Genomic DNA, 22,339 nt, shown 5'->3' on the forward strand with positions numbered 1-22,339 from the left:
GGTAAAAATGAGTTTACAAAAAAAGATTATGATGGATTTACACGTATCTCCGACCATTGAACCTAATGAAGAGATACGTAAGCGAATTGACTTTTTGAAAAATTATTTATTGAAAACGAAGGCGAAGGGATATGTATTAGGTATCAGCGGAGGGCAGGATTCCACGTTGGCAGGTAGACTTGCCCAGCTTGCAGTCGAAGAACTTCGCAACGAAGGAACAAATGCTTTATTTGTAGCCGTTCGACTGCCATATGGCATACAGCAGGATGAAGATGATGCCAAAAAAGCCTTAGATTTTATTAAAGCTGACAAGGAAATGGTTTTTAATATTCAGTCGGCAGTTGATGAAGTGCAGAGTGAATATGATCAAACAACAAAAGGGCAAGCTTTGAGCGATTATCAAAAGGGAAATGTAAAGGCAAGAGTGAGAATGATTGCTCAGTATGCGGTCGGTGGTATGGAGGGACTGCTTGTGGTCGGAACTGACCATGCAGCTGAAGCTGTTACCGGGTTTTATACAAAGTATGGCGATGGCGGTTCCGATATCCTTCCGTTAACTGGGTTAACCAAACGGCAGGGGAAGGCATTGTTAAAAGAGCTTGGGGCCGAGGAGAGGCTTTATTTAAAGGTACCGACTGCTGATTTATTGGATCAAAAGCCAGGGCAGGCAGATGAAACCGAATTAGGGATTACCTATGATGAATTAGATGATTACTTGGAAGGGAAAACCGTATCTCCGGAAGTTGCCGATAAAATTGAAAAGCGCTATCTCGCAACAGAGCATAAGCGAAGAATGCCCGTTACAATGTTTGATGAGTGGTGGAAATAATAAACAAGGGATTGCCTATTTAGGGCAGTCTCTTTTATTTGTCAATAAGAAAAGGATGGGCGGTTTATATATGTTAAATTGGGGAAAATAATCAAGAATTAGTTATATGAAATCCTGTAGAAATAGGGGGTCAATTCTATGAAAAAATTATTAGTTGTCTTTACGCTGCTGCTTTGCTCGCTGCTGGTTCTGTCCGCATGCGGCAAGGACGATGCCAAAAAGGATAATAAAGATAACAAAAAGACGGCTGAAAAAGCAGAGCAGGATTTGCTGGTAAAAATAAAAGATGATGGAAAAATTTTAATTGGCACGGAAGGTACTTATCCGCCGTTTACATTCCATGATACCAGCGGAAAATTAACCGGCTTTGATGTAGAGCTTGCGGAAGAGGTTGCCAAACGGATTGGCGTAAAGGCGGAATTCAAAGAGACACAATGGGATGCTATATTTGCAGGACTGGATGCGAAACGTTTTGATATGATTGCCAACGAAGTGGGAATTCGACCGGATCGTCAAGAAAAGTATGATTTCTCAGATCCATATATTAAATCTACCGCCGTTTTAATTACTAGTAAAGAAAACAATAACGTTAAGTCATTTGAAGACATCAAAGGCTTAAATGCTGCCCAATCTTTAACCAGTAATTATGCGGACATGGCAAAAAAGTATGGAGCAAATCTTGTAGGTGTTGATGGTTTCCAGCAGGCAGCTGAGCTTTTGGCTCAAAAGCGCGTGGATGTAACGATCAATGATAATATTGCTTTTTTAGACTATAAAAAGCAAAAACCGGATGCACCGGTTAAAATTGTGGCCAAAAGTGAAGATGCTTCAACAAGCGGTTTTATGTTCAGAAAGAAAAACGAACCCCTTGTAGATGCTGTAAATAAAGCATTAAAAGATATTGTGGATGACGGCACATACAAAAAAATCTCCGAGAAATGGTTTGGTGAAGATGTACTTAAGTAATGTTGCAGCAGATCCTGATAGAACTGCAAGGCTTATTGAAATTGCCAAAACCTCCCTCTGGCCGCTGCTGGAGGGAGCCATATCAAATACCATTCCCCTAACAATTATCTCGTTTATTGTTGGATTGCTCCTTGCGATTTTAACTGCGCTTGCACGTATTTCTCATATAAAAATAGCAGAGATGATTGCACGGGTATATGTTTCCGCCATTCGCGGGACTCCTTTACTAGTTCAATTATTCATTATTTTTTATGGTCTTCCTAACATTGGAATCACGCTTGATCCGTTTATTTCAGCTGTCATTGGCTTTTCCCTTAGTGTTGGTGCCTATGCATCTGAGACCATTCGGGCAGCGATTTTGTCAATTCCAAAGGGACAGTGGGAGGCAGGCTACTCAATCGGTATGTCCTACTCTCAAGTGTTAAAGCGGATTATCCTGCCGCAGGCTGCGAGGGTATCTTTACCGCCATTATCCAATACATTTATTAGTCTCGTGAAAGATACATCGCTTGCTTCAGTAGTGTTGATTACTGAAATGTTCCGCCGAGCCCAGGAAATTACCTCAAGAAATTATGAATTTTTATTGGTTTATACAGAAGCAGCGCTGATTTATTGGGTTATTTGCTTTTTCCTTTCTGTAATACAACAATATATGGAAAGGAAATTGGAGCGGTATGGGGTATAGGCTATATGGCAAGGTGCAGGATTGAAAAGGAGTTTTTCGATGATTTCTATCAAAGGATTATTTAAGCAATTTGGTCAGTTAGAGGTACTAAAAGGAATAGACATTAAGGTGGAGAAAGGTAAGGTTGTTGTCGTCATTGGGCCTTCCGGATCTGGCAAAACGACGATGCTGCGCTGTTTGAATGTGCTCGAGACACCATCGAAAGGAATTCTGAGCATTGGAGGACAGACGCTTGATTTTTCTCAAAATGTATCGAAGAAAAATATAGCAGCTTTCCGCAGATTAACAGGAATGGTCTTTCAAAATTATAATTTATTTCCTCATATGACAGCGTTGGAAAATGTAATGGAAGGTCCGGTCATTGTGAAAGGGGAGAACAAGCAAAAGGCTAGGCAGAGGGCACAAGGGCTGCTGGAAAAAGTAGGTCTTGGTGATAAAGTGAATTATTATCCATCCCAGCTTTCAGGAGGGCAGCAGCAGCGCGTCGGAATTGCTCGCGCTTTGGCGATGGAACCGGAAGTGATGCTGTTTGATGAACCAACGTCTGCTCTTGATCCGGAACTTGTAGGCGAGGTATTAAAAGTCATGAAGGACCTTGCAAAAGAAGGGATGACGATGATTGTCGTCACACATGAAATGAGGTTTGCCCGCGAAGCAGCAGACGAAGTTATTTTTATGGATGGCGGAGTTGTGGTTGAAAGGAACAAACCGGATGAAATGTTTACCACCCCCAAAGAGGAACGAACTAAGAAGTTTTTGAATATGATTATGTAAGATGCTGTAGCCAAGTTGGCTGCGGCATTTTTATTTTAAAATAGAAAAAAATACCCAAATTGTATTCTAAATCATTTATACTAGAAATAGGAAAAAATTGAAACCTTTTCTTTTTTTATTCGTATTAATACCCTACATAACTTTTTAAATAGAAAGGTTGGATGCCTATAACTGATTGAGGCTCATAGCCAATCTTTCTCCGTTGTATTTCTTACCTATAATGAAAAAGGGGTGATGCATTTGGAACTTTTCGGCATGCCTTTAGTCACGATTTATTTGTACGCACTTATTATCTCGGGTATTTTAACAATTCTTTATGTGTTATTTGCGGATGTTATGCATTTTGACACTGGTGACGGGGGGCTTCACTTTTTAAACCCTGTTCTTGTCTTTGCCTTTATCACCATTCTTTCAGCCAGCGGTTACTTAATTGAACGTTTATCTTCGCTTCATTCTTTACTTATTTTGGCGATCTCAGCTGTCATCGCTTTTATAATCGTGACATTATTAAATGTGTTTATTTTAGTCCCATTATCCTCAGCTGAAGAATCACTTGTTTATAAAGAATCCGATTTACGAGGGCGGATTGGAGCGGTAATTACGTCCATTCCTGCTGATGGATTTGGTGAGGTGTTAATTGAAAATGCCAGCGGCAGAATTGCCAAGCCGGCATCAAGCTTCGACCGTCAAGCTATTCCTGACGGCACAAAAGTGCTTGTGGTACAGGTGAAAAATGGAGTATTACAAGTAACCGTCCATCAGGAAAATGAAAGTTTCATATAAAAGGGGGTAACAACTATGTTTAGTTTAGTATGGATTATTATTGGTATCGTTGCACTTATTTTACTTGCATTAATTGGAGTCTTTGTTACAAAGTACAGAACAGCTGGTCCTGATGAAGCATTAATCGTCACAGGAAGTTATCTTGGCAGCAAAAATGTTCATGTCGACGAATCTGGAAATAAGATTAAAATCATTCGCGGTGGCGGTAGCTTTATTTTACCGGTTTTTCAACAAGCCCAGCCTTTAAGCTTGTTATCTAGCAAACTAGAAGTTACTACTCCAGAAGTTTACACTGAGCAGGGTGTACCGGTTATGGCCGATGGTGTCGCTATTATCAAAATTGGAGGCTCAATCAGCGAGATTGCTACCGCAGCAGAGCAGTTTCTTGGAAAGCCGAAAGATGACAGAGAGAATGAAGCAAAGGAAGTTCTGGAAGGTCATTTACGTTCTATTCTTGGCTCGATGACAGTAGAAGAAATTTATAAAAACCGTGATAAGTTCTCCCAAGAGGTACAACGCGTTGCCTCGCAGGACCTTGCGAAAATGGGTCTTGTGATTGTTTCGTTTACGATTAAAGATGTCCGCGATAAAAATGGATACTTGGATGCCCTCGGTAAACCGCGTATCGCTCAGGTAAAGCGCGATGCTGATATAGCCACTGCTGAAGCAGAAAAGGAAACGCGGATTAAAAAGGCAGAGGCAGCGAAAGAAGCGAAACGATCTGAATTAGAGCGGGCAACTGAAATAGCTGAAGCGGAAAAAATTAATCAATTGAAAATCGCGGAATTCCGCCGTGAGCAGGATATTGCAAAAGCACGCGCTGACATGGCTTATGACCTTGAAAGTGCGAAGGCTAAGCAGGATGTAACCGAGCAGGAAATGCAGGTTAAGATTATTGAAAGACAAAAGCAAATCGAGCTTGAAGAAAAAGAAATCCTGCGCCGTGAGCGCCAATACGATTCCGAGGTTAAGAAAAAGGCCGATGCCGACCGCTATTCAGTTGAGCAGTCTGCTGCCGCAGAAAAGGCGAAACAAATGGCGGAAGCGGAAGCAAATAAATACCGAATTGAAGCAATGGCGAAGGCTGAAGCAGAACGTGTTCGTATAGATGGTTTGGCAAAAGCGGAGGCACAAAAAGCACAAGGTCTTTCCGAGGCTGAAGTTATTCGCATGAAAGGTTTGGCAGAAGCGGAAGCAAAGGAAAAAATTGCCGAAGCCTTCGAACAGTTCGGGCAAGCTGCCATTCTCGACATGGTTGTCAAAATGCTTCCTGAATACGCAAAGCAAGTGGCTGCACCGCTTTCTAACATTGATAAAATTACTGTTGTGGATACTGGCGGCGGCTCCGGGGAAAATGGCGGTGCGGGCAAAATCACCAGTTATGCGACCAATCTAATGGCAAGCCTGCAGGAATCTCTCAAGGCCTCAAGCGGGATTGATGTTAAAGAGTTAATCGAGAACTATTCTGGTAAAGGAAATGTGAAAAGAAGTATTGAAGAGTTGACCGGTGAAATAAAGAAACAAGAAAAATAATATTTTGAGCAAAAGGCATCCAAATCAATACGATTCAGATGCCTTTTTGTTTTTTATATCACCTCATTTTACTGCGATTTCCCGGGGCATTACTTAATATCGGAAATGCTTGCTTTTGAGCGGGGGATTTTCGCTGGATTACGCCTACACCAATTAAGGTTATAAGCCCGCCGGCTAACGAAAGTATGGAGGGTATTTCGCCAAGCATGAACCATGCAATGAGTAATGCCGCTGCAGGGGTTAAATATAATGAACTGGTAGCCTCGGTAGCCCCAACTTTCGAAGTAATATAGGCTAACGCTAAATAAGGGATGACGGTGGGAATCAGCCCAAGATAAATAACCGATAGGGTTGAACCAGCAGAAGCGGAAAGCACCTCTTTCCCTAAGCCCGGCAAGAACGGCAGCATAAACAGCGTTCCGGCAATAATGGTGTAAACAGTAAAGGCAATAAAACCATATTTTTTTAAAAACTTTGCTTGAAATACAAAGTAAAAGCTTTCACCTAAGGCCGCGGTAATAATAAATAGAACCCCCATGAAATAGGCTGTTTGGGTATGCCCCGCTCCAAATGAGATGAGGGCAACTCCGGAAAAGGAGATTAGCGAGCCAATCCATCCTATCATCGTAAATTTTTCTTTTAAAAAAACAGCTGCTAAAATAGCGGAAAAAATAGGTGCTGTTGATACTAATAAGCTGGCGATACCGGCACTGACCATTTGTTCGCCATAACTTAGTGATGTATGGTAGACAGTAAAGCCTAAAAAACCTAGCAATAAAATAACTGGAATATCAATTAAATCTGGTAATCTAATTTTTTTGACCGCAGCAAAAATTATCAGCGCAATCGAGCCAATTAAAAGCCGTAACAAGGCAAGGTGCTCTGGACTATATGATTGGAGCGCTGCCTTAATACCGGGAAAAGCTGAACCCCAGGCAACGATGATTATGATGTAGACGGCGATGACTTTCCCATTCATGATATACCTCTTTTCTTACTTTTTATCTATAATAAAGTAAAGAAGGAACGAATTCGCCAACAGATTGATGACGAAAAAAACCAACAAAAGATGGATGATAGATATGAAAAAAATACCTCGATACTTTCAAATTGCCCGCTGGATTCGGGAGAAAATTGACAAGGGTGAATGGGTAATTGGCAGTAAAATCCCTACACAAAGAGAAATAGCTGAACAGTTTGGCGTGAATAGAAGTACAGTGGTTACGGCTATTGAAATGGTAAAGTCGGAGGGACTACTGGAAGGGAAAACTGGAAGCGGAATTTATGTGGTGAATAATCAATGGTCCTTAATATCCGCAATTTCCCCTCCGGACTGGAATGATTTTACGAAATGGTCCTTGCAGCCCGCAAGTGAACATACCGTTCAGATGATTAATGAACTGGAGAATAGAAAGGATTTGATTCAGTTCAGTAAAGGCGAACTAGGTCCTGAGATGTTTCCTCATGCTGAAATTACGGAAGCGATGGGAAAGGTGACATTGCAGCTGCAGGAATTTGGTTACGGTGACGGGCTTGGGGAACTTGGATTAAGAACAGAGATCAGCAGACATCTTCAAAGAATTGGTGTAAATATCGCACCGGAGAGTATTTTGATTGTTTCCGGGGCTTTGCATGCGCTGAAACTGATTACGACGGGAATTTTAAAAAGAGGATCCACTGTTTTTCTGGAAAGTCCATCGTATTTACATTCTATTAATTTGTTTCCAGCTGAAATGGCCATTAGGGAAATACCTGTAGCCGAAGAAGGTTTGAACATAAAAGAGTTATTTCAGCAGAAATTTACCAAAAACTCATCCATTTTATTTTTAAATCCTACATTCCAGAATCCAACCAGCACAAGTATGACATTAGAACAACGAAAAATACTTTTGGATAAGTGTCAATACTATCAGCTGCCGATTATTGAAGATGATATTTTTCGGGATTTATGGCTGGATGCACCTCCGCCGGCACCTTTAAAGGCATTAGATAAAAATGGTCAAGTATTATATGTCGGCAGTTTTTCGAAAACGATTGCGGCCGGGTTAAGGATTGGATGGTTAGCGGGACCTGAAGCTGTCGTTAAACGCTTAAGTGATGTCCGGATGCAGACAGATTATGGCTCAAGCTATCTCTCTCAGGTACTTGTAAAAGAGCTGCTTGCTTCAGGTATGTATGAAAAGCATTTACAAAAGGTCCGCTGCAGGCTGAGAGAAAAAAGGGATGAGCTGCTTCGTTTACTCAGTCTTCATTTAAGTGATGTCGCCACCTGGTCAACACCATCTGGAGGATTTTTTATCTGGGTTGTTTTTAAGAAAAAGATGAATATGCAAAAACTGTTTAAACAATGTCTAGCCGAGAATGTAGTAATCAATCCGGGTTTTATTTATAATGACCGTCATTCAACGCTAAGACTATCCTTTGCGTATGCCACTTTTGAAGAAATGGAAGCAGGAATCCTAACGATTAAGAGCAGTCTAAGCAATCAAATATAAATACAAAAAGAATGCCCCGTTGCAATAGCTGAACGGGGCACTTTGTATATTGACAGAGAGTTAATAGGAAGGTGTTAAATGTAATTCCTTACTGCTTTTTCATCTTAGCAAAAAAGATTGAAGAAAATATGAGCAACTTATGATGATTCTGTGAAGTTGCCGAAATTCGAGACCCTGCATGATATAGTAAAAATATGGGGAGTGGTGTTCATGAAAATCTTGATTGTTGACGATGAACGTAGAATTATAGAAGTTCTTGAAGCCTACTTTGAGAGAGAAGGCTATGAAATACATAGTGCCGATAATGGAATTGATGCGTTAAAAAAAGCGAAAGCAATCAATCCAGATGTCATTATTTTAGATCTCATGCTGCCGGACATTTCTGGTGAGGAAGTATGCCGTTTAGTCCGAAAAGATTCCGATGTTCCAATCCTGATGGTAACCGCTAAGTCATCTGAAGACGACCGTATTAATGGCATAGTGATGGGTGCCGATGATTATTTAACAAAACCATTCAGCCCCCGCGAGGTTGTCGTACGTGTACAAGCTATTTTACGGCGCGTCAAAAAAGCAGAAAAAGTCGAGCGCTTGGAATTTAATTGGGGCAAGCTGGCGATTGATGTTCTAAAAAAGGAAGTCATAGTAAATGGCCAACCTATCACTCTAACACCATTAGAATATAAATTATTAACCAATATGGCACAGAATCCTGGAAGGGTATTCAGTCGGATGGACCTGCTGGAAAAAATCCAAAATGAAGGCATGTATTATGAAGGCTATGAACGTAGTGTTGATACCCACATTAAAAACCTCCGTAAAAAGATTGAAACCGATTCCCGGCAGCCGGAGTTTATTATGACCGTCTTTGGAATGGGATACAAATTCGGAGGGGTATTAGATGCTGCAAACGCTCCGGTCTAAAATTCTCTTCTACTTAGTGTTAATTTCCATGATTGGAATCTTGATTGTCAGCTTTTTTATTCAATATGGATTTGAAGAAAGCTTTCGCAGCTATTTAGACCGGAATCGTGAAAAGAAGATTGATAGAGTTTTAACGGAAATAGAAAAGGATTATCGAAAGCACGGTCATTTTACGAGCGACCCGGTGTTTGGCCTTCTGCATGAGCACGCGATGACTGATCAGCTTTATTTTCAGCTATATGACCGGTATGGGAAGCTGCAGATGGATTCTTCTAATATTCGCGGGATGCTGAACAGCTTGGGGTTGACAGAACCGGCACCAGCCGGGGAACAGTGGCACTCGAAAACTTATATCATCAAGGGTGATGAGGCCATTATCGGCAAGCTCGTCGCCATCTATCCTGAAGGCTTGATTGATGACGAATATACCTTTATTCAAACGATTCAATTATATATTTTAGCAGCTGTTTGTTTAACGATTGTGCTGGCGATTGTTTTCAGCATGCTATTCTCCAAAAAATTAATCTCTGGATTACAGAGGCTATCGTTTGCTGCCAACGAACTGCAGCAGCATAACTTGAACGTCAGGATTCCTTTAAAAGGGCTGCCAACAGAGGTAAAACACCTGGCAATCTCCTTTAATGATCTGGCGGAGTCGTTAGGTAAGGAAGCAATGCTTCGCAAGCAGTTTACCGGAGACCTTGCACACGAGCTGCGGACGCCGCTTGCAACATTAAGGAGCCAAATTGAAGCGTTTCAGGATGGAATATGGGAGCCGACACCGCAGCGCCTTGAGGCAAGCCATGAGGAATTGATGCGGTTAGTCCGGCTTGTTAATGAAATGGAAAAGCTGCTGGCGGCAGAAAATCCGCAAATGAAGCTTGAAAAAATTGAAATGGAAGCTGGCTGTGTGCTGGCCGCACTTGGTGAAATGTTTTTGCCATTGTTTAAAGAGAAGGGGGTTCAGCTGCACATCGAGGAGACTACGTCAGACGAATTATTTAAAGCTGACAAGGATAAGTTAATGCAGATTTTCTCAAATGTACTGAACAATGCCTTGAAATATACTCCCACCGGAAAAAATGTCACCGTTTCGGTTGTAACAGCTATGGATGGATACGTTGGATTTTCCATTCAAGATGAAGGCGCCGGGATGAAGGATGAAGATATCCCGCATATTTTTGAACGCTTCTACCGCGGTGACAAATCGCGCGACCGAAAAACAGGGGGAATCGGAATCGGGCTTTCCATCGTAAAGGCGTTAATGGATGCCCATAAAGGAATGATTAAAGTCAAGAGCAAGTTGAATAAAGGAACAAGTATTACGTTGTGGTTCCTGAAGAAAGAGTAAAGATGTTGTGGTTCTCAAAGAAAGCGAAAAGGCCGCTGCATCAAACGAATGCTCGGCCTGCGGTTGTTACTTTAGTAAGTCATTCACATTGTATACCTTGCCGCTTTCAACATCGCCGCTAAGGATTAAATCAATTAAGGCATTTGCTACAACATGGGCCGGTCTCAGCATCCCTTTTTCCTTGTAATCTTTAAATTGCTCCAGATCTTTAAACGCTTCTTTAGAGGATGAGCGGATCGTCTCCTGCATATTCGTATCCATAATTCCCGGACTAAAGGCGATTATTTTATTGCTCATGTTCTTTTCCCTCTGTTCAAGCGCAGCGGTTTGGGTAAACATATTGATCGCTGCTTTTGAGCTGCAGTAAACGCTCCAGCCTTCAATCGGACGTTCCGCTGCCCCAGAGGTAACGTTAATAACCTTAATCTTTGTGCTGGTCAGCTCAGCCTCTTTAAAAAATAAATTTGTAATCATCATCGGTGCAATTACATTGACTTTAAAGTTTCGGACAGTCGGGGTTAAATCTAAATTTCCCACCGTCTCAATCGGCTCAATGGCACCAGCATTATTAAATAGTAAAATTTCTGCCGGTTCCTTTAGGAAAATATAGTGAGCAATTTCCATAAACACTTCCTGAACTTCTTTTTCCAAAGAAAGGTTACATTCAAAATGTCTATAGTAAGTGCCTTTTTCCTGTGCCAGTTTTTTTAGGTCTTCATTTTCTGTCCGGGAAACAGAAACAATGGCCAACTGTTCATTTATAAGGCGCTTTGCAATCGCTTCGCCCAGACCCTTTGAAGCTCCTGTAATAATCGCATATTTCATGATAAATCCCCCTGACCAAACAGATAGTATGTACATTCACTTATCATATTGTATGCTTGGGTGAATTTTTAATCAATAATAAAGGGACTAAGAATGTCAGGCCAGGGTGTCAGGCACCACAACCCTCTAATTGTCGGAAGGCGCCCTCCGACTGTCGGATAAGGCCCTCCAATTGTCGGAAAGCGCTCTCCAGTCATGAAATGTTCAATCGTAAAGCAGCAGTGATAAAAATTCACATATTTTTCATCTAATATACAATTATGAGCATATGGATGGGTGTAAGATACTAGTAGGTAAATTAATAGATAAGGGTAGGGATCCTGATGTCAAAGCTTTTATATATTACCGCTAATCCAAAAATAGATGTGAAGCTTTCAAAGGGAGCTCAAATAGGTGAAGTGTTTTTGGAAGAGTTTAAAAAAGTCCAGCTGGATGTGGAAATTGAGCATATGCACTTATATAGTATGGATATCCCGGAAATCGATATGGATTTATTATATGGCCGGGCGAAATTGTCGTTTATGGGCTATCAGAAGGAGCAGCTGTCTGAAGCGGAACGCACGAAGCTTGAGAAAATGCATGCCTTAGCAGACCGTTTTATTGATGCCGATTACTATGTTTTTGTTACTCCAGTTTGGAATCTTGGTGCCCCGGCCATTTTAAAAACGTTTATGGACTGTATGTTTATTACCGGTAAAACATTTACGAATACGCCGGAAGGTCCTAAAGGACTGCTGACAGGCAGAAAAGCTCTACACATTCAAACTCGCGGCGGCATCTATTCCACTGGGCCGATGGTAGAATTTGAAATGGGCGACCGCTATCTAAGGAAGGCGTTAGAGTTCCTTGGCTTTGATTTGATGGAATCCGTTGTGGCTGAAGGGCTGGACCATTTTCCAAAAATGGTGCCGGAAATTATGACAAGAGCAAAAGAGCAGGCGGCAGCGGCTGCAAGGGAAATGGCGAAAATACAGGTTTCTATATAAAAAAACGGCTCGACTTGACATCGAGCCGTTTTGCATTTAGCGATTAAGACTGCGGAACCAGATTAATTATGAAGCAAAAAAACTTCCCTGTACTTCCTAATGCCTTAAAATTTCCCCGTAAACTGAAACACTAAAACGATTAACCCTAACGCCCAAACATAAATGGCAAATGGCTTAAGTGAATTCTTTCTCAGAAAGCCGATCATCCATTTGACGGCGATGTAGCCGAAGAAGGCGGAAGAGATGATGCCGACGAGAAGGGCGGATAATGAGATTTCTTCACCGCCGCCTCCAAGTAAATCCTTAGTCTGCAGGACAATTGCCCCAACGATTGCTGGTGTTGATAGTAGGAAAGAAAAGTAGGCAGCTGTTTCGCGATCTAATTTGCGCCAAAGCGCGGCAACAATCGTCATTCCCGAACGGGAAATCGCTGGTAAAATTGCTACAGCCTGAAATGTGCCAATAATGAAGGCATCCTTGTAGCTGATATCGTCCATCCGTTTATACCCGTTCTTTGCGGAATCTGCCATCCAGAGGAATAATCCTGTTAGAAGGAACTCCCATCCAATAGTCACGCCGGTTTTTGAAATATCCTCAATATAATCTTTAAATGCAAGTCCAAAAATCACCGCGGGAATCGTGCCGATAATTAATAAGAATGTTAATTTACTAAATGGTTTTCTTATGATGTTGATGAATTCGTTCTTGTAAAAAACAAACACGGCAAGCAGCGTCCCAACGTGGAGCATCGTATCAAGCAAGAGGCCAGCCTCCTGCAGCCCAAATAAATTTCTCCCTAAATATAGATGACCGGTACTGGAAATGGGCAGAAACTCTGTCAAACCTTGAATAATTCCAAGAATAAGTGCTTCTAGTTTTGTTAACATATCGTCCCTCTCATTCTTAACAAGTTTTAGCCTGTACCATATGGATATGCAAGTACCTCTCGCACTATGAAAATAAAACTCGGCGATTGGCGAGCCTTTAGGCGAAGACAGAGTCGTAGTTGTGCTTTTGCCTGAAAGGAAATTAATACTTTCCTTTCGGCCAAAACAAAATGTGTGCAATGGGAACGCCTTCTCCCATAAAATAGAATCATAGTTATTCGAGAGGAGATAAGCGTTGTGGAAATGAAACATCTTCACTTTAATACGGCAATCGGAATGCAAAAACCGGAAAATATCCGAAACAAAAATGCTGCATGTCCTTTTTGTGCTAGAGATGAACTTACCAATATTATTAATATGGATGAACCGATTATTCTCTTGCAAAATAAATATCCAGTTTTAGAAAATGCTTATCAAACTGTGTTAATCGAAACGGACGACTGTCATGGGGACCTTTCGACCTATCCCAAAGAACATTTACACAAATTAATTAGATTCGGAATCAAGCACTGGCTGGATATGGAAGCAACTGGTATCTATCGTTCCGTTATTTTCTTCAAGAATCATGGACCATTATCTGGCGGTTCTCTTTCGCATCCGCATATGCAGATTGTGGGGCTTGATGAAATTGATTATAGTGAAACAGTCGTCCCGGAAATGTTTGAAGGAATTGTCATATCTGAAGAGGAAAATGGCCCAAGGTTTACTTTATCAACAAAGCCACGAGTTGGCTTTTATGAATTTAATATAGAAATGGCTGAAGATTTTTATCAGGAAAGGTTTGCCGAATATTTGCAAATTGCAGTCCACTATATCCTCAATCATTTTCCGTTTAAAGCAAATAGCTATAATGTATTTTTTTATCATATAGAAGGGAAGATCTATGCAAAAGTTGTTCCTCGTTTTGTAACGACTCCGCTGTATATTGGCTACGGACTGCCGCAAGTGCCCAGCAATCTGGAATGGATGGCTGAAGAACTTGCGCGAATTTATTTTAATGTGCTCCAAACTGTTTAGAAAAGGGGCGGAGCGCTTAAAAAGCGAATGGTAATTTCATCCCATGGTCTTTTAGAAGTTGTGATTTCCTTTTATTAAAAATATAATGGAGGAATGTACAAGTTTTTTAATCAAGGTGGGCACTTCACATGACTTCCAACAAAAATACATCTTCGAAACTGGACTACAGTCTTGTTCTCATATTAATGCTTTTATTTCTTGCCAGCTGCGCTGCGATTTATAGCGCGCAGCAGAGCGGACAATATGACCGTAACTTTTTGGTAATGCAAATCTTTTGGTATGTTGTCGGCTGTGTCATTATTGGCGTTGTTATGCATTTTGATTCTGATCAATTACGCAAGCTGACGTGGTATACCTACGGGTTTGGAATCGTTGTTCTCATTTTGTTGATTCTCGCCCCGGAAAGTATCGCCCCAAGAATTAACGGCTCGAAAAACTGGTTCCAGATTCCGGGAATCGGTACTATTCAACCGTCGGAGTTTATGAAAATATTCCTGATTCTTGGTTTGGCTCGTGTGGTTGATGATCATCACCAAAAAAACGCAATAAAGACATTACAGACGGATTTTTGGCTGTTAATAAAGCTAGGGTTCGTAACAATGGTGCCGCTCGTGCTGATTATTAAGGAGGACTTGGGAACAGGGCTTGTTTTTTTAGCGATTTTACTAGGAATGATTTTTATATCCGGGGTTACATGGAAGATACTTGTTCCGATATTTTCATCCGGCGTACTATTGATAGGTACCATTTTTTATTTTGTTTTATGGAATCCGGACATTCTTGAAAAATATCTTGGGGTAAAACAATATCAATTTGGCAGAATTTATTCCTGGCTTGACCCCTATAATTACCAAAGTTCAGCCGGCTATCAATTGATTAAATCGATGCTTGCAATTGGTTCTGGACAAACAAGCGGAAAAGGAATAGGCAACCGTGAAGTTTATTTGCCGGAAAGCCAAACGGACTTTATTTTTAGTGTGGTCGGCGAGGAATATGGCTTTATAGGTGCAAGTATATTAATCAGTTTGTTTTTCTTGTTAATTTACCATATTACTAAGGTTGGGATGGAGACAAAGAATAATTTCTACACGTATATTTGTGTCGGGGTAATCAGCATGATTACTTTCCATGTATTCCAAAATATTGGCATGACCATCGGCGTTCTCCCAATCACCGGTATTCCGCTTCCTTTCATCAGCTATGGGGGGAGTGCGTTAATGGGGAATATGATGGCAATTGGTTTGATTTTTTCAATCCGCTATCATTATAAAAAATATATGTTTTCTACTAACTCATAATGATGTATAAAAAGAGCAGGCGCCAGTTAAACCGGCGTCCTGCTCTTTTTCAAATTAGGCCGTAATATTTGGGTTTTTTTGCTGTAGTTTTTCCTGTGCTCTTAATTGTTTAAACGATCTTGTTTCCGCTACAACGATGCCTGACAAGAAGACAAGTCCAATTAAGTTCGGGATTGCCATTAAGGCATTAAAGATATCGGCAATGGTCCAAACCAATCCTAAGTTCATGCCCGCACCGATTAAGACAGTTGCAACATAAACGATGCGATAAATCGTAATTGACTTGTTTCCGAAAAGGTACTCAAAACATTTTTCCCCGTAGTAAGCCCAGCCTAACACAGTGGAATAAGCAAAAAGGATAATACCAATTGTGACAATCCAGCCGCCTCCTGGAAGTAGTTTGTTAAATGTTTCTGTTGTTAACGCTGCACCAGTCAGCTTATCATCCATGTACATGCCGCCCATTACCAGCGTGATGCCCGTGATGGAACAAACAACAATCGTATCAAGGAATGTACCAGTCATTGAGATTAGAGCCTGTCTTCCAGGATGGTCAGTCTTTGCAGCGGCAGCGGCAATAGGTGCAGAACCCATCCCTGCTTCGTTAGAGAATACCCCGCGTGCTACCCCGTAACGGATAACGGAACCAATAGCTCCGCCGGCAACTGCCTGGCCTGTAAATGCATCGGAAAAAATCAGCCCTAATGCATGAGGAAGAAGGTCAAGATTCATTACGATAATAGCAAGCCCGCCTAACACATAAAAAATGGCCATAAACGGTACGAAAATAGAGGTTACTCTACCAATACTTTGAATACCTCCTAAAATAACAAGAGCCGTAAAAACAGTTAAAATAATACCAGTAATCCAAGGATTTAATCCGAAGCTATTTTCAACAGCAGCAGCAACGGAATTGGATTGTACTGAGCTGCCGATTCCAAAAGCGGCAACGGAACCGAAAAATGCAAATAGTACCGCCAGCCATTTCCAGCCTAAACCTTTTTCTATGTAGTACATCGGACCGCCAGCCATTAGACCATTCTTTCCGACTGTACGATATTTAACGGCTAAAATTGCTTCTGCATATTTAGTCGCCATCCCAACAAGGGCAGTTACCCACATCCAAAGCACGGCACCAGGACCGCCTAAAACAACAGCGGTGGCAACACCAGCAATATTCCCTGTACCAATTGTTGCTGCTAGTGCGGTCATCAACGACTGGAAGTGGGAAATATCGCCTTCGGAAGTATGGTCTTGATCTTTTTTCGAGAAAGCGAGTTTTAAAGCATATGGTAAACTAGAAAACTGATAGAAGCCAAGTCGCAATGTTAGCAAGAGACCAGTACCAACGATCAGTATTAACGTCGGCGGGCCCCATACTACACCGCTCAGCCAATTTAGAAAATCTGTCATTCCCTTTACACCATCCCTTTTTAATAAAAATAGAATTATCCGAATAGGACAATAAAATAAAAAATTCTAATAATATATTAAAGTATAAAAAACACTTTTTCAATATTGAGAATCTTAGAAATATAATTATTGAATGGCAGGTTTTTCTTCTGTTATAAACGAAAATATCTTTGTTATTTTGTTATATAACAAAGATTATACCTTTATATTTCTAAATAAGTCTATTACTTTTTTAGAAAATAATATATTTTCAATTAAATAGTAATCTTATTACAGTAAGGTAATATAAAAAAGGGATCGCTATTAAAAGCAATCCCTCGTATTATTCATTATTTACTTAAAAATATATTCTCAATGTCATCAAGCATAAGGTTAGCTGCAAGAACGCCGCCGGCTGTATTCCAAATAGTGTCGCTGACCTTGTGGACATTTCCTTTCTTTACTACTCCAAGATTGTTAAATAACGGGTCAGCCAGCCATTCCTTCTCTAGTGAAGAAGCCTCGCCGTCACCTGTATCATAGGTGAAATAGAAGAGGATATCTCCATCCATTGCCGGTATGCGCTCTTTTGTGACGTTTTTTTCTGCAAAGTCGTCCACATTTTGATTCTCCGGACGGTCGAAGCCAAGGTCGTTAAGAATGATACCTGAAAAAGTATCCTTATGATAAATACGGACATCACCAGTCATAAAACGAACCATTGATACCTTCAGTTTCGTTTTGTCGCCAAGTTTTTCTTTCAGGTCAGCAATTCTGCCATCATAGTTTTGAAGCACTTCATTTCCTTTATCTTCTTTATTAATTGCCTTGGCATATAGTTTAAAGTTTTCCTTCCAGTCACCCCGAAGCGTTTCAGCAAAAACTGTAGGTGCAATCGCACTTAATTGTTCATAAATTTTTTCTTGGCGCATCTTATTGCCAATAATTAAGTCAGGCTTAAGGGCGGCAATCGCCTCAACGTTTACTTCACTTTCGGTGCCGACAACTTTTGTATCTTTTAACTTGTCAGCGATGTGCTCATACCATGGATTACCTGTCCACGACTGAACTGCACCCACTGGAGTGACGTCCATAGCTAGCAGGGCCTCAGTTCCTTCATTTGTTAAAATAACAACTCTTTCCGGTGTACCTTTAATAGTTGCAGACCCCATTGCATGTTTAATCGTATACGATTTTTCATCCGCCTTATTCGATTGTGTATTATTTTTGGACGTTTTTTCCTCAGTACTGCCGCATGCAGCTAATAGAAAAATAGCCACAATTGAAAAGAGAGTAAGTATTCTTTTAAAACCTTTCATTTTCCTTATGTACCTCCTAATAGTAAATGTAAATGATAATCATTTTCAATAACAACTTTATGATAAGGTGCCGGATACCAATCTGTCAACACCTAAATGAAAATGATTTTCATAATCATTGACAATTATTATCAATTAGAGATAGACTAAAATTAATTATAGGTAGAAAGGTTTACTGTAGAAATGCTTTTAAAACGTACTTCTTTAAAATGGTTTGGACTTTTTGGGGCTGTGGTGGTCATGCTGTTGTTAATGGCTGCAAGTGTTATTTTTGGCTATACAGATACAAGCATGCGGACAGCTATGGAAGCTTATACGAATTTTAATGGTTCAAATGAGCATATCATTATTCAAACAGTGAGAATGCCGCGGGCATTAATCGCTACAGCGGTGGGGGCCAGTCTGGCAATTGCAGGTGTCTTAATGCAAACGTTAACGAAAAACCCGCTGGCATCACCCGGAATCTTCGGAATAAACGCTGGGGCAGGATTAGCCGTGGTTATAGCAGTTACCTTATTTTCGACAGCTTCCTTACAAGCATTTAGTGTACTATCTTTTATTGGAGCTGCTGTAGCGGCGGTATGCGTTTATGCAATTGGCTCGGCGGGGCGTGAAGGTTTAACACCGATGAAGCTTACTTTAGCGGGTGCAGCTATGTCTGCTATGTTTGCCTCGTTTACACAAGGTCTGCTTGTGGTGAATGAATCTGCCCTTGAGCAGGTATTGTTCTGGCTTGCTGGCTCGGTTCAGGGGCGAAAACTGGATATACTCCAATCTGTTTTACCGTACATTGGGGCCGGGTGGATTTGTGCCATTCTGATTTCTGGAAAAATGAATATCCTCTCTATGGGGGATGATGTCGCCAAAGGTCTTGGTTTACATATTGGTCTTGTGAAGATTGTTATTGGTGTCATTGTTATATTATTAGCAGGGGGATCGGTTGCAGTTGCTGGTCCAATTGGCTTTGTGGGGATTGTTATACCGCATATTACCAGGTCCATTATCGGGATTGACCACCGCTGGGTGATTCCTATGGCTGGTGTTCTAGGAGCGATTCTTTTGTTAGCGGCTGATATCGGCGCTAGATATATCTTAATGCCTTCTGAGGTGCCTGTTGGTGTGATGACGGCTATCGTTGGAACTCCATTTTTTGTTTACATTGCAAGAAGGGGGTTCAATGCTAAATGAATAAATATAAAAATCTCCGTTTCTTTCATGGCAAGGTATCTTTTTTAATGGATCAAAAAGCTGCCATGGTGTTTACCATTTTATTAATGATGAGCTTTCTGGTCTTTGTGCTCAGCGCTGGAATAGGGGACATGAAAATAAATCCTATCACAGTTTTACAAGTATTATTTGGCAGCGGACCTGAAATGGAGACACTTATAATACAATCGTTTCGCTTGCCACGGATTATAATTGCTTTAATGGTCGGTATTTCACTGGCAGTTGCCGGTGGAATTTTACAGGGAATGATTCGCAACCCGCTGGCCTCTCCTGACGTTCTTGGAATTACTGGTGGAGCCGCCGTGGCTGTTGTCAGTTTTTTAACGATCTTTAGTGATAAAAATAATGCTCTGACTGTCAGCATTACTTGGCTGCCAGTAGCAGCGTTTTTAGGAGCAGGAATTGTTGCCTTTTTAGTTTATTTTCTAGCTTGGAAAAATGGGGTTTCGCCGATTCGGCTTGTTTTGATTGGCATAGGGATTTCTACGTTAATGCAGGCACTAACGACATTGATGATGATTATGGGCCCTATTTATCAGGCAAGTCAGGCAAACATTTGGATTACTGGTACGGTCTACGGTTCGAATTGGAAAAATGTTGCGGCCATGCTGCCATGGACAGTTATCTTTTTGATTTTCGCTTTTGCCTCGTCTCGAACGATTAATATTCAAGAGTTAGGCGATGAAGTCGCAACCAGTGTTGGCGGAAGAGTGCAGAAACAGCGATTTATTTTATTAATGATCAGTACGGCATTAATTGGCAGCTCGACCGCATTTGCGGGCGGTATTGGATTTGTCGGATTAATGGCTCCTCATATAGCGAGAAGACTTGTGGGCTCGGCATTTGGAGCATTGCTGCCGGTATCAGCTTTAATTGGCGGAATTCTAGTAATGGCCGCTGACCTAATTGGCCGAACAATGTTCTTGCCGTTAGAGGTACCAGCGGGTGTATTTACCGCAGGAATTGGAGCACCGTATTTTATTTACCTATTATTTAAAACCAGAAATGCTTAACCTGCTTTTCAGCTGTTTTTTAAATACATTAATATCCTTAAGGGAAATCTTGATTCAAAAAAGGGGTTGTAGAAAATGGTGAGTGCGATTGAAACGAAACAGTTATCTATTTCATATGGAGATACAATAATTATTAATGAATTAAATTTGCGGATTCCAAAAGGCGAGATTACCGTTTTTATTGGTGCAAATGGTTGTGGAAAATCCACTCTCCTTCGTTCAATTGCTCGTTTGTTAAAGCCTAAATCCGGCTCCATTTTACTTGAAGGAAAGGTTAGCGCTAAGATTCCAACAAAGGATATTGCCAGAAAGATGGCGATTCTGCCGCAATCACCATCAGCACCAGAAGGATTAACTGTTCTGCAGTTAGTGAAACAGGGCCGTTATCCTCATCAATCTTGGCTAAAGCAGTGGTCAGAAGAGGATGAGAAGAAAGTCAACGATGCATTAAAGTCTACAAGATTGGAACATCTGAAAGATAGACCCGTTGACTCACTTTCAGGGGGGCAGAGGCAGCGTGCTTGGATCGCAATGACTTTGGCCCAGGATACTGAATTTATATTGCTGGATGAACCTACAACCTATTTAGATATGACCCATCAAATAGAGATTTTGGATTTGCTGTTCGAATTAAATGAAAAGAAGAAGAGGACAGTTGTAATGGTGCTTCATGATCTGAACCTGGCGTGCCGCTATGCTCATAATATCGTTGCGATAAAGGATCAGACGGTTTTTGCTCAAGGAAAACCGGAACAAGTTATTGATTGTCAGCTTGTCAAACATGTTTTTGGGATGGATTGTGAAGTGACTATGGATCCACTATTTGGTACACCTCTTTGCATTCCTTATGGAAAAGGGAGATGTATTTTGGAAAGGGCGGCTGCATTAAATGGTTGAGGTCTTAACACAATTCGAGCTTGATGTATTACAAAAGTATCGATTGGTCCGTATAGAAAAGAATGCCTTTTGTGTGGCAGATTTATTAGATGGTAGCTTTCTAAATAAATTTATAACAGAATTATCTCATTCAATCGGTGCTCCTTCAGACAAAACAGCCGCTTCAATATTTATAAAGAGGTATGCATTTATCGCTGTTATCTCTCTTTATGCGATGACGGTTTGGAACAAAGAAATCGATATATCAGTGGAGAATATAAAGATGGAATCAGCAGCGAAGGGGAAGGAATGGCTGCCTTCGTTTTCATTAAAGGATACAACTGTTCAGAAATGGAATGGATCCAATCGTTCGAATTGGCGTAGAGCCGTGGTACAAAATCTTTTTTCTAATAATCTTTCTCCGATTATTGATATACTAGGGAAAACATGCAATATCTCTAAGTTGATTTTATGGGAAAATATAGCTGTTTACCTATTCTGGTTGTATAAGACTGAATTAAGGGATAGTAAGATTGAAAATGCAGCGGCAGACTTTAACTATATAATGTGTGAAGCTAGTTCCATTTTTGGCAGTTTTCAAGGTAACCCGCTAATTAAATTTATTGGGGAACACGAAGATGCAATAGTTAGGACTAGGAAAACGTGCTGTTTTTCTTATCAGCTGCCTGCTGGGAAACGGTGTAAAACATGTCCATGCATGCAAATCGGAAAGGAAGGAAGATGTCAGGATGAAGAAGGAATTTGCTCAGCAGCTCGACGCTTTGCTTGAGAAATATAGCGAGCTTTTAGTCGGGGAGACAAATGAAGAAACAAAAGAAAAAGTAAAAGCCTGGGCCATGTACACTCACATTGCCAAATCCATGCCCCCGCTCATCGCCCACTGGAGCCAGCTGTACCCAGAAGCACGAGCGGAAATGAAGCAAATTATCCAAGAAATTAAGGAACTTAATGAACAACAGCGAAAATCAAAACAATAAATGTTTAACGGTGTCAGGCACCATGTGAATTTTTCACATGTCCAACTCCAGCTCCTAGGCACTCGTGGCCACAAGCCAATCCGTCAAGAAGGCTAAAAAGCAGCCTTCTCGCCGGCTTGACTTGTGCTTGTCGCCCCTGACCGAGGCGTTTCCGCTTTTCTTGG

At 41.0% G+C, this 22,339-nt stretch carries 22 protein-coding genes; 17 read left to right on the forward strand and 5 right to left on the reverse strand.

Annotated elements, in window-relative coordinates; genetic code table 11:
• Positions 1–7 precede the first annotated feature (7 nt).
• The 6 genes from nadE (at position 8) to floT (ending at position 5,570) form a co-directional block, all read left to right on the forward strand.
• Positions 8–829: an NAD(+) synthase gene (gene nadE, locus IE222_RS05660; protein ID WP_191270589.1), complete on the forward strand. Its 822-nt coding sequence runs from the start codon at positions 8–10 to the stop codon at positions 827–829.
• 138 nt (positions 830–967) lie between these two features.
• The gene (locus IE222_RS05665) at positions 968–1,795 is read left to right on the forward strand and encodes an amino acid ABC transporter substrate-binding protein (RefSeq protein WP_191270591.1); all 828 of its coding nucleotides are present in this window, start codon (positions 968–970) and stop codon (positions 1,793–1,795) included.
• Positions 1,782–2,480, forward strand: a complete 699-nt coding sequence (locus IE222_RS05670; RefSeq protein WP_191270593.1) for an amino acid ABC transporter permease — start codon at positions 1,782–1,784, stop codon at positions 2,478–2,480. Before IE222_RS05665 ends, IE222_RS05670 begins: the two co-directional genes overlap by 14 nt.
• 39 nt (positions 2,481–2,519) lie before the next feature.
• Complete coding sequence (locus IE222_RS05675) at positions 2,520–3,254, forward strand: amino acid ABC transporter ATP-binding protein (RefSeq protein WP_191270594.1); 735 nt, start codon at positions 2,520–2,522, stop codon at positions 3,252–3,254.
• Between the two features lie 240 nt (positions 3,255–3,494).
• On the forward strand, positions 3,495–4,037 hold the full coding sequence (locus IE222_RS05680; RefSeq protein ID WP_191270596.1) for an NfeD family protein: 543 nt from the start codon (positions 3,495–3,497) through the stop codon (positions 4,035–4,037).
• A gap of 15 nt (positions 4,038–4,052) precedes the next feature.
• Complete coding sequence (floT, locus tag IE222_RS05685; RefSeq protein ID WP_191270598.1) at positions 4,053–5,570, forward strand: flotillin lipid rafts scaffold protein FloT; 1,518 nt, start codon at positions 4,053–4,055, stop codon at positions 5,568–5,570.
• A gap of 58 nt (positions 5,571–5,628) precedes the next feature.
• Here floT and IE222_RS05690 read toward each other — a convergent pair whose 3' ends face one another.
• Positions 5,629–6,549 (reverse strand): DMT family transporter, encoded by a 921-nt coding sequence (locus IE222_RS05690; RefSeq protein WP_191270600.1) that lies wholly within the window; start codon positions 6,547–6,549, stop codon positions 5,629–5,631.
• A gap of 103 nt (positions 6,550–6,652) precedes the next feature.
• Between IE222_RS05690 and IE222_RS05695 the strand changes: the two genes are divergently transcribed.
• The 3 genes from IE222_RS05695 to IE222_RS05705 all read left to right on the forward strand — a co-directional run bounded on the left by IE222_RS05695 (position 6,653) and on the right by IE222_RS05705 (position 10,337).
• On the forward strand, positions 6,653–8,065 hold the full coding sequence (locus tag IE222_RS05695; protein WP_191270602.1) for an aminotransferase-like domain-containing protein: 1,413 nt from the start codon (positions 6,653–6,655) through the stop codon (positions 8,063–8,065).
• Between the two features lie 210 nt (positions 8,066–8,275).
• Positions 8,276–8,986: a response regulator transcription factor gene (locus tag IE222_RS05700; protein ID WP_191270604.1), complete on the forward strand. Its 711-nt coding sequence runs from the start codon at positions 8,276–8,278 to the stop codon at positions 8,984–8,986.
• Positions 8,964–10,337, forward strand: coding sequence for a sensor histidine kinase (locus tag IE222_RS05705; protein ID WP_191270605.1), 1,374 nt, complete (start codon positions 8,964–8,966; stop codon positions 10,335–10,337). The genes IE222_RS05700 and IE222_RS05705 overlap by 23 nt, the downstream gene beginning before the upstream one ends.
• A gap of 66 nt (positions 10,338–10,403) precedes the next feature.
• Here IE222_RS05705 and IE222_RS05710 read toward each other — a convergent pair whose 3' ends face one another.
• Entirely contained in the window at positions 10,404–11,162 is a 759-nt protein-coding gene (locus IE222_RS05710; RefSeq protein WP_191270607.1) for a (S)-benzoin forming benzil reductase, read from the reverse strand.
• A gap of 323 nt (positions 11,163–11,485) precedes the next feature.
• Here IE222_RS05710 and IE222_RS05715 point away from each other — a divergent pair, with 323 nt between their 5' ends.
• Positions 11,486–12,148: an FMN-dependent NADH-azoreductase gene (locus IE222_RS05715; protein ID WP_191270609.1), complete on the forward strand. Its 663-nt coding sequence runs from the start codon at positions 11,486–11,488 to the stop codon at positions 12,146–12,148.
• A 104-nt stretch (positions 12,149–12,252) separates the two neighbouring features.
• Here IE222_RS05715 and IE222_RS05720 read toward each other — a convergent pair whose 3' ends face one another.
• Positions 12,253–13,035, reverse strand: a complete 783-nt coding sequence (locus IE222_RS05720; RefSeq protein ID WP_191270611.1) for an undecaprenyl-diphosphate phosphatase — start codon at positions 13,033–13,035, stop codon at positions 12,253–12,255.
• Positions 13,036–13,272: 237 nt separating this feature from the next.
• Between IE222_RS05720 and IE222_RS05725 the strand changes: the two genes are divergently transcribed.
• Both IE222_RS05725 and IE222_RS05730 read left to right on the forward strand, forming a co-directional pair.
• On the forward strand, positions 13,273–14,052 hold the full coding sequence (locus IE222_RS05725; RefSeq protein WP_191270612.1) for a DUF4931 domain-containing protein: 780 nt from the start codon (positions 13,273–13,275) through the stop codon (positions 14,050–14,052).
• Positions 14,053–14,180: 128 nt separating this feature from the next.
• Positions 14,181–15,350, forward strand: coding sequence for an FtsW/RodA/SpoVE family cell cycle protein (locus IE222_RS05730; RefSeq protein ID WP_191270614.1), 1,170 nt, complete (start codon positions 14,181–14,183; stop codon positions 15,348–15,350).
• A gap of 54 nt (positions 15,351–15,404) precedes the next feature.
• Here the strand turns inward: IE222_RS05730 and IE222_RS05735 are convergent, their stop codons facing one another.
• Positions 15,405–16,763 carry an alanine/glycine:cation symporter family protein gene (locus tag IE222_RS05735; RefSeq protein ID WP_191270616.1) on the reverse strand — a complete coding sequence of 453 codons (1,359 nt, stop codon included), beginning with the start codon at positions 16,761–16,763 and terminating at the stop codon, positions 15,405–15,407.
• A 329-nt stretch (positions 16,764–17,092) separates the two neighbouring features.
• Positions 17,093–18,061: an ABC transporter substrate-binding protein gene (locus tag IE222_RS05740; protein WP_191270617.1), complete on the reverse strand. Its 969-nt coding sequence runs from the start codon at positions 18,059–18,061 to the stop codon at positions 17,093–17,095.
• Positions 18,062–18,244: 183 nt separating this feature from the next.
• On the opposite strand from IE222_RS05740, the gene IE222_RS05745 reads away from it, so the two are divergent.
• The 5 genes from IE222_RS05745 (at position 18,245) to IE222_RS05765 (ending at position 22,175) form a co-directional block, all read left to right on the forward strand.
• A complete protein-coding gene (locus IE222_RS05745; protein WP_191270619.1) occupies positions 18,245–19,249 on the forward strand; it encodes a FecCD family ABC transporter permease in 1,005 nt (334 codons plus the stop codon).
• On the forward strand, positions 19,246–20,301 hold the full coding sequence (locus IE222_RS05750; RefSeq protein ID WP_191270621.1) for a FecCD family ABC transporter permease: 1,056 nt from the start codon (positions 19,246–19,248) through the stop codon (positions 20,299–20,301). The genes IE222_RS05745 and IE222_RS05750 overlap by 4 nt, the downstream gene beginning before the upstream one ends.
• A gap of 75 nt (positions 20,302–20,376) precedes the next feature.
• Entirely contained in the window at positions 20,377–21,198 is an 822-nt protein-coding gene (locus IE222_RS05755; RefSeq protein ID WP_191270623.1) for an ABC transporter ATP-binding protein, read from the forward strand.
• Positions 21,191–21,967 (forward strand): siderophore-iron reductase FhuF, encoded by a 777-nt coding sequence (fhuF, locus tag IE222_RS05760; protein WP_191270625.1) that lies wholly within the window; start codon positions 21,191–21,193, stop codon positions 21,965–21,967. Before IE222_RS05755 ends, fhuF begins: the two co-directional genes overlap by 8 nt.
• Entirely contained in the window at positions 21,927–22,175 is a 249-nt protein-coding gene (locus tag IE222_RS05765) for a DUF2573 family protein (protein WP_191270627.1), read from the forward strand. Before fhuF ends, IE222_RS05765 begins: the two co-directional genes overlap by 41 nt.
• Positions 22,176–22,339: the final 164 nt, after the last annotated feature.

Origin of the sequence: Neobacillus kokaensis (genome assembly GCF_014656545.1) — a bacterium.
Lineage (GTDB): Bacteria > Bacillota > Bacilli > Bacillales > Cytobacillaceae > Neobacillus > Neobacillus kokaensis.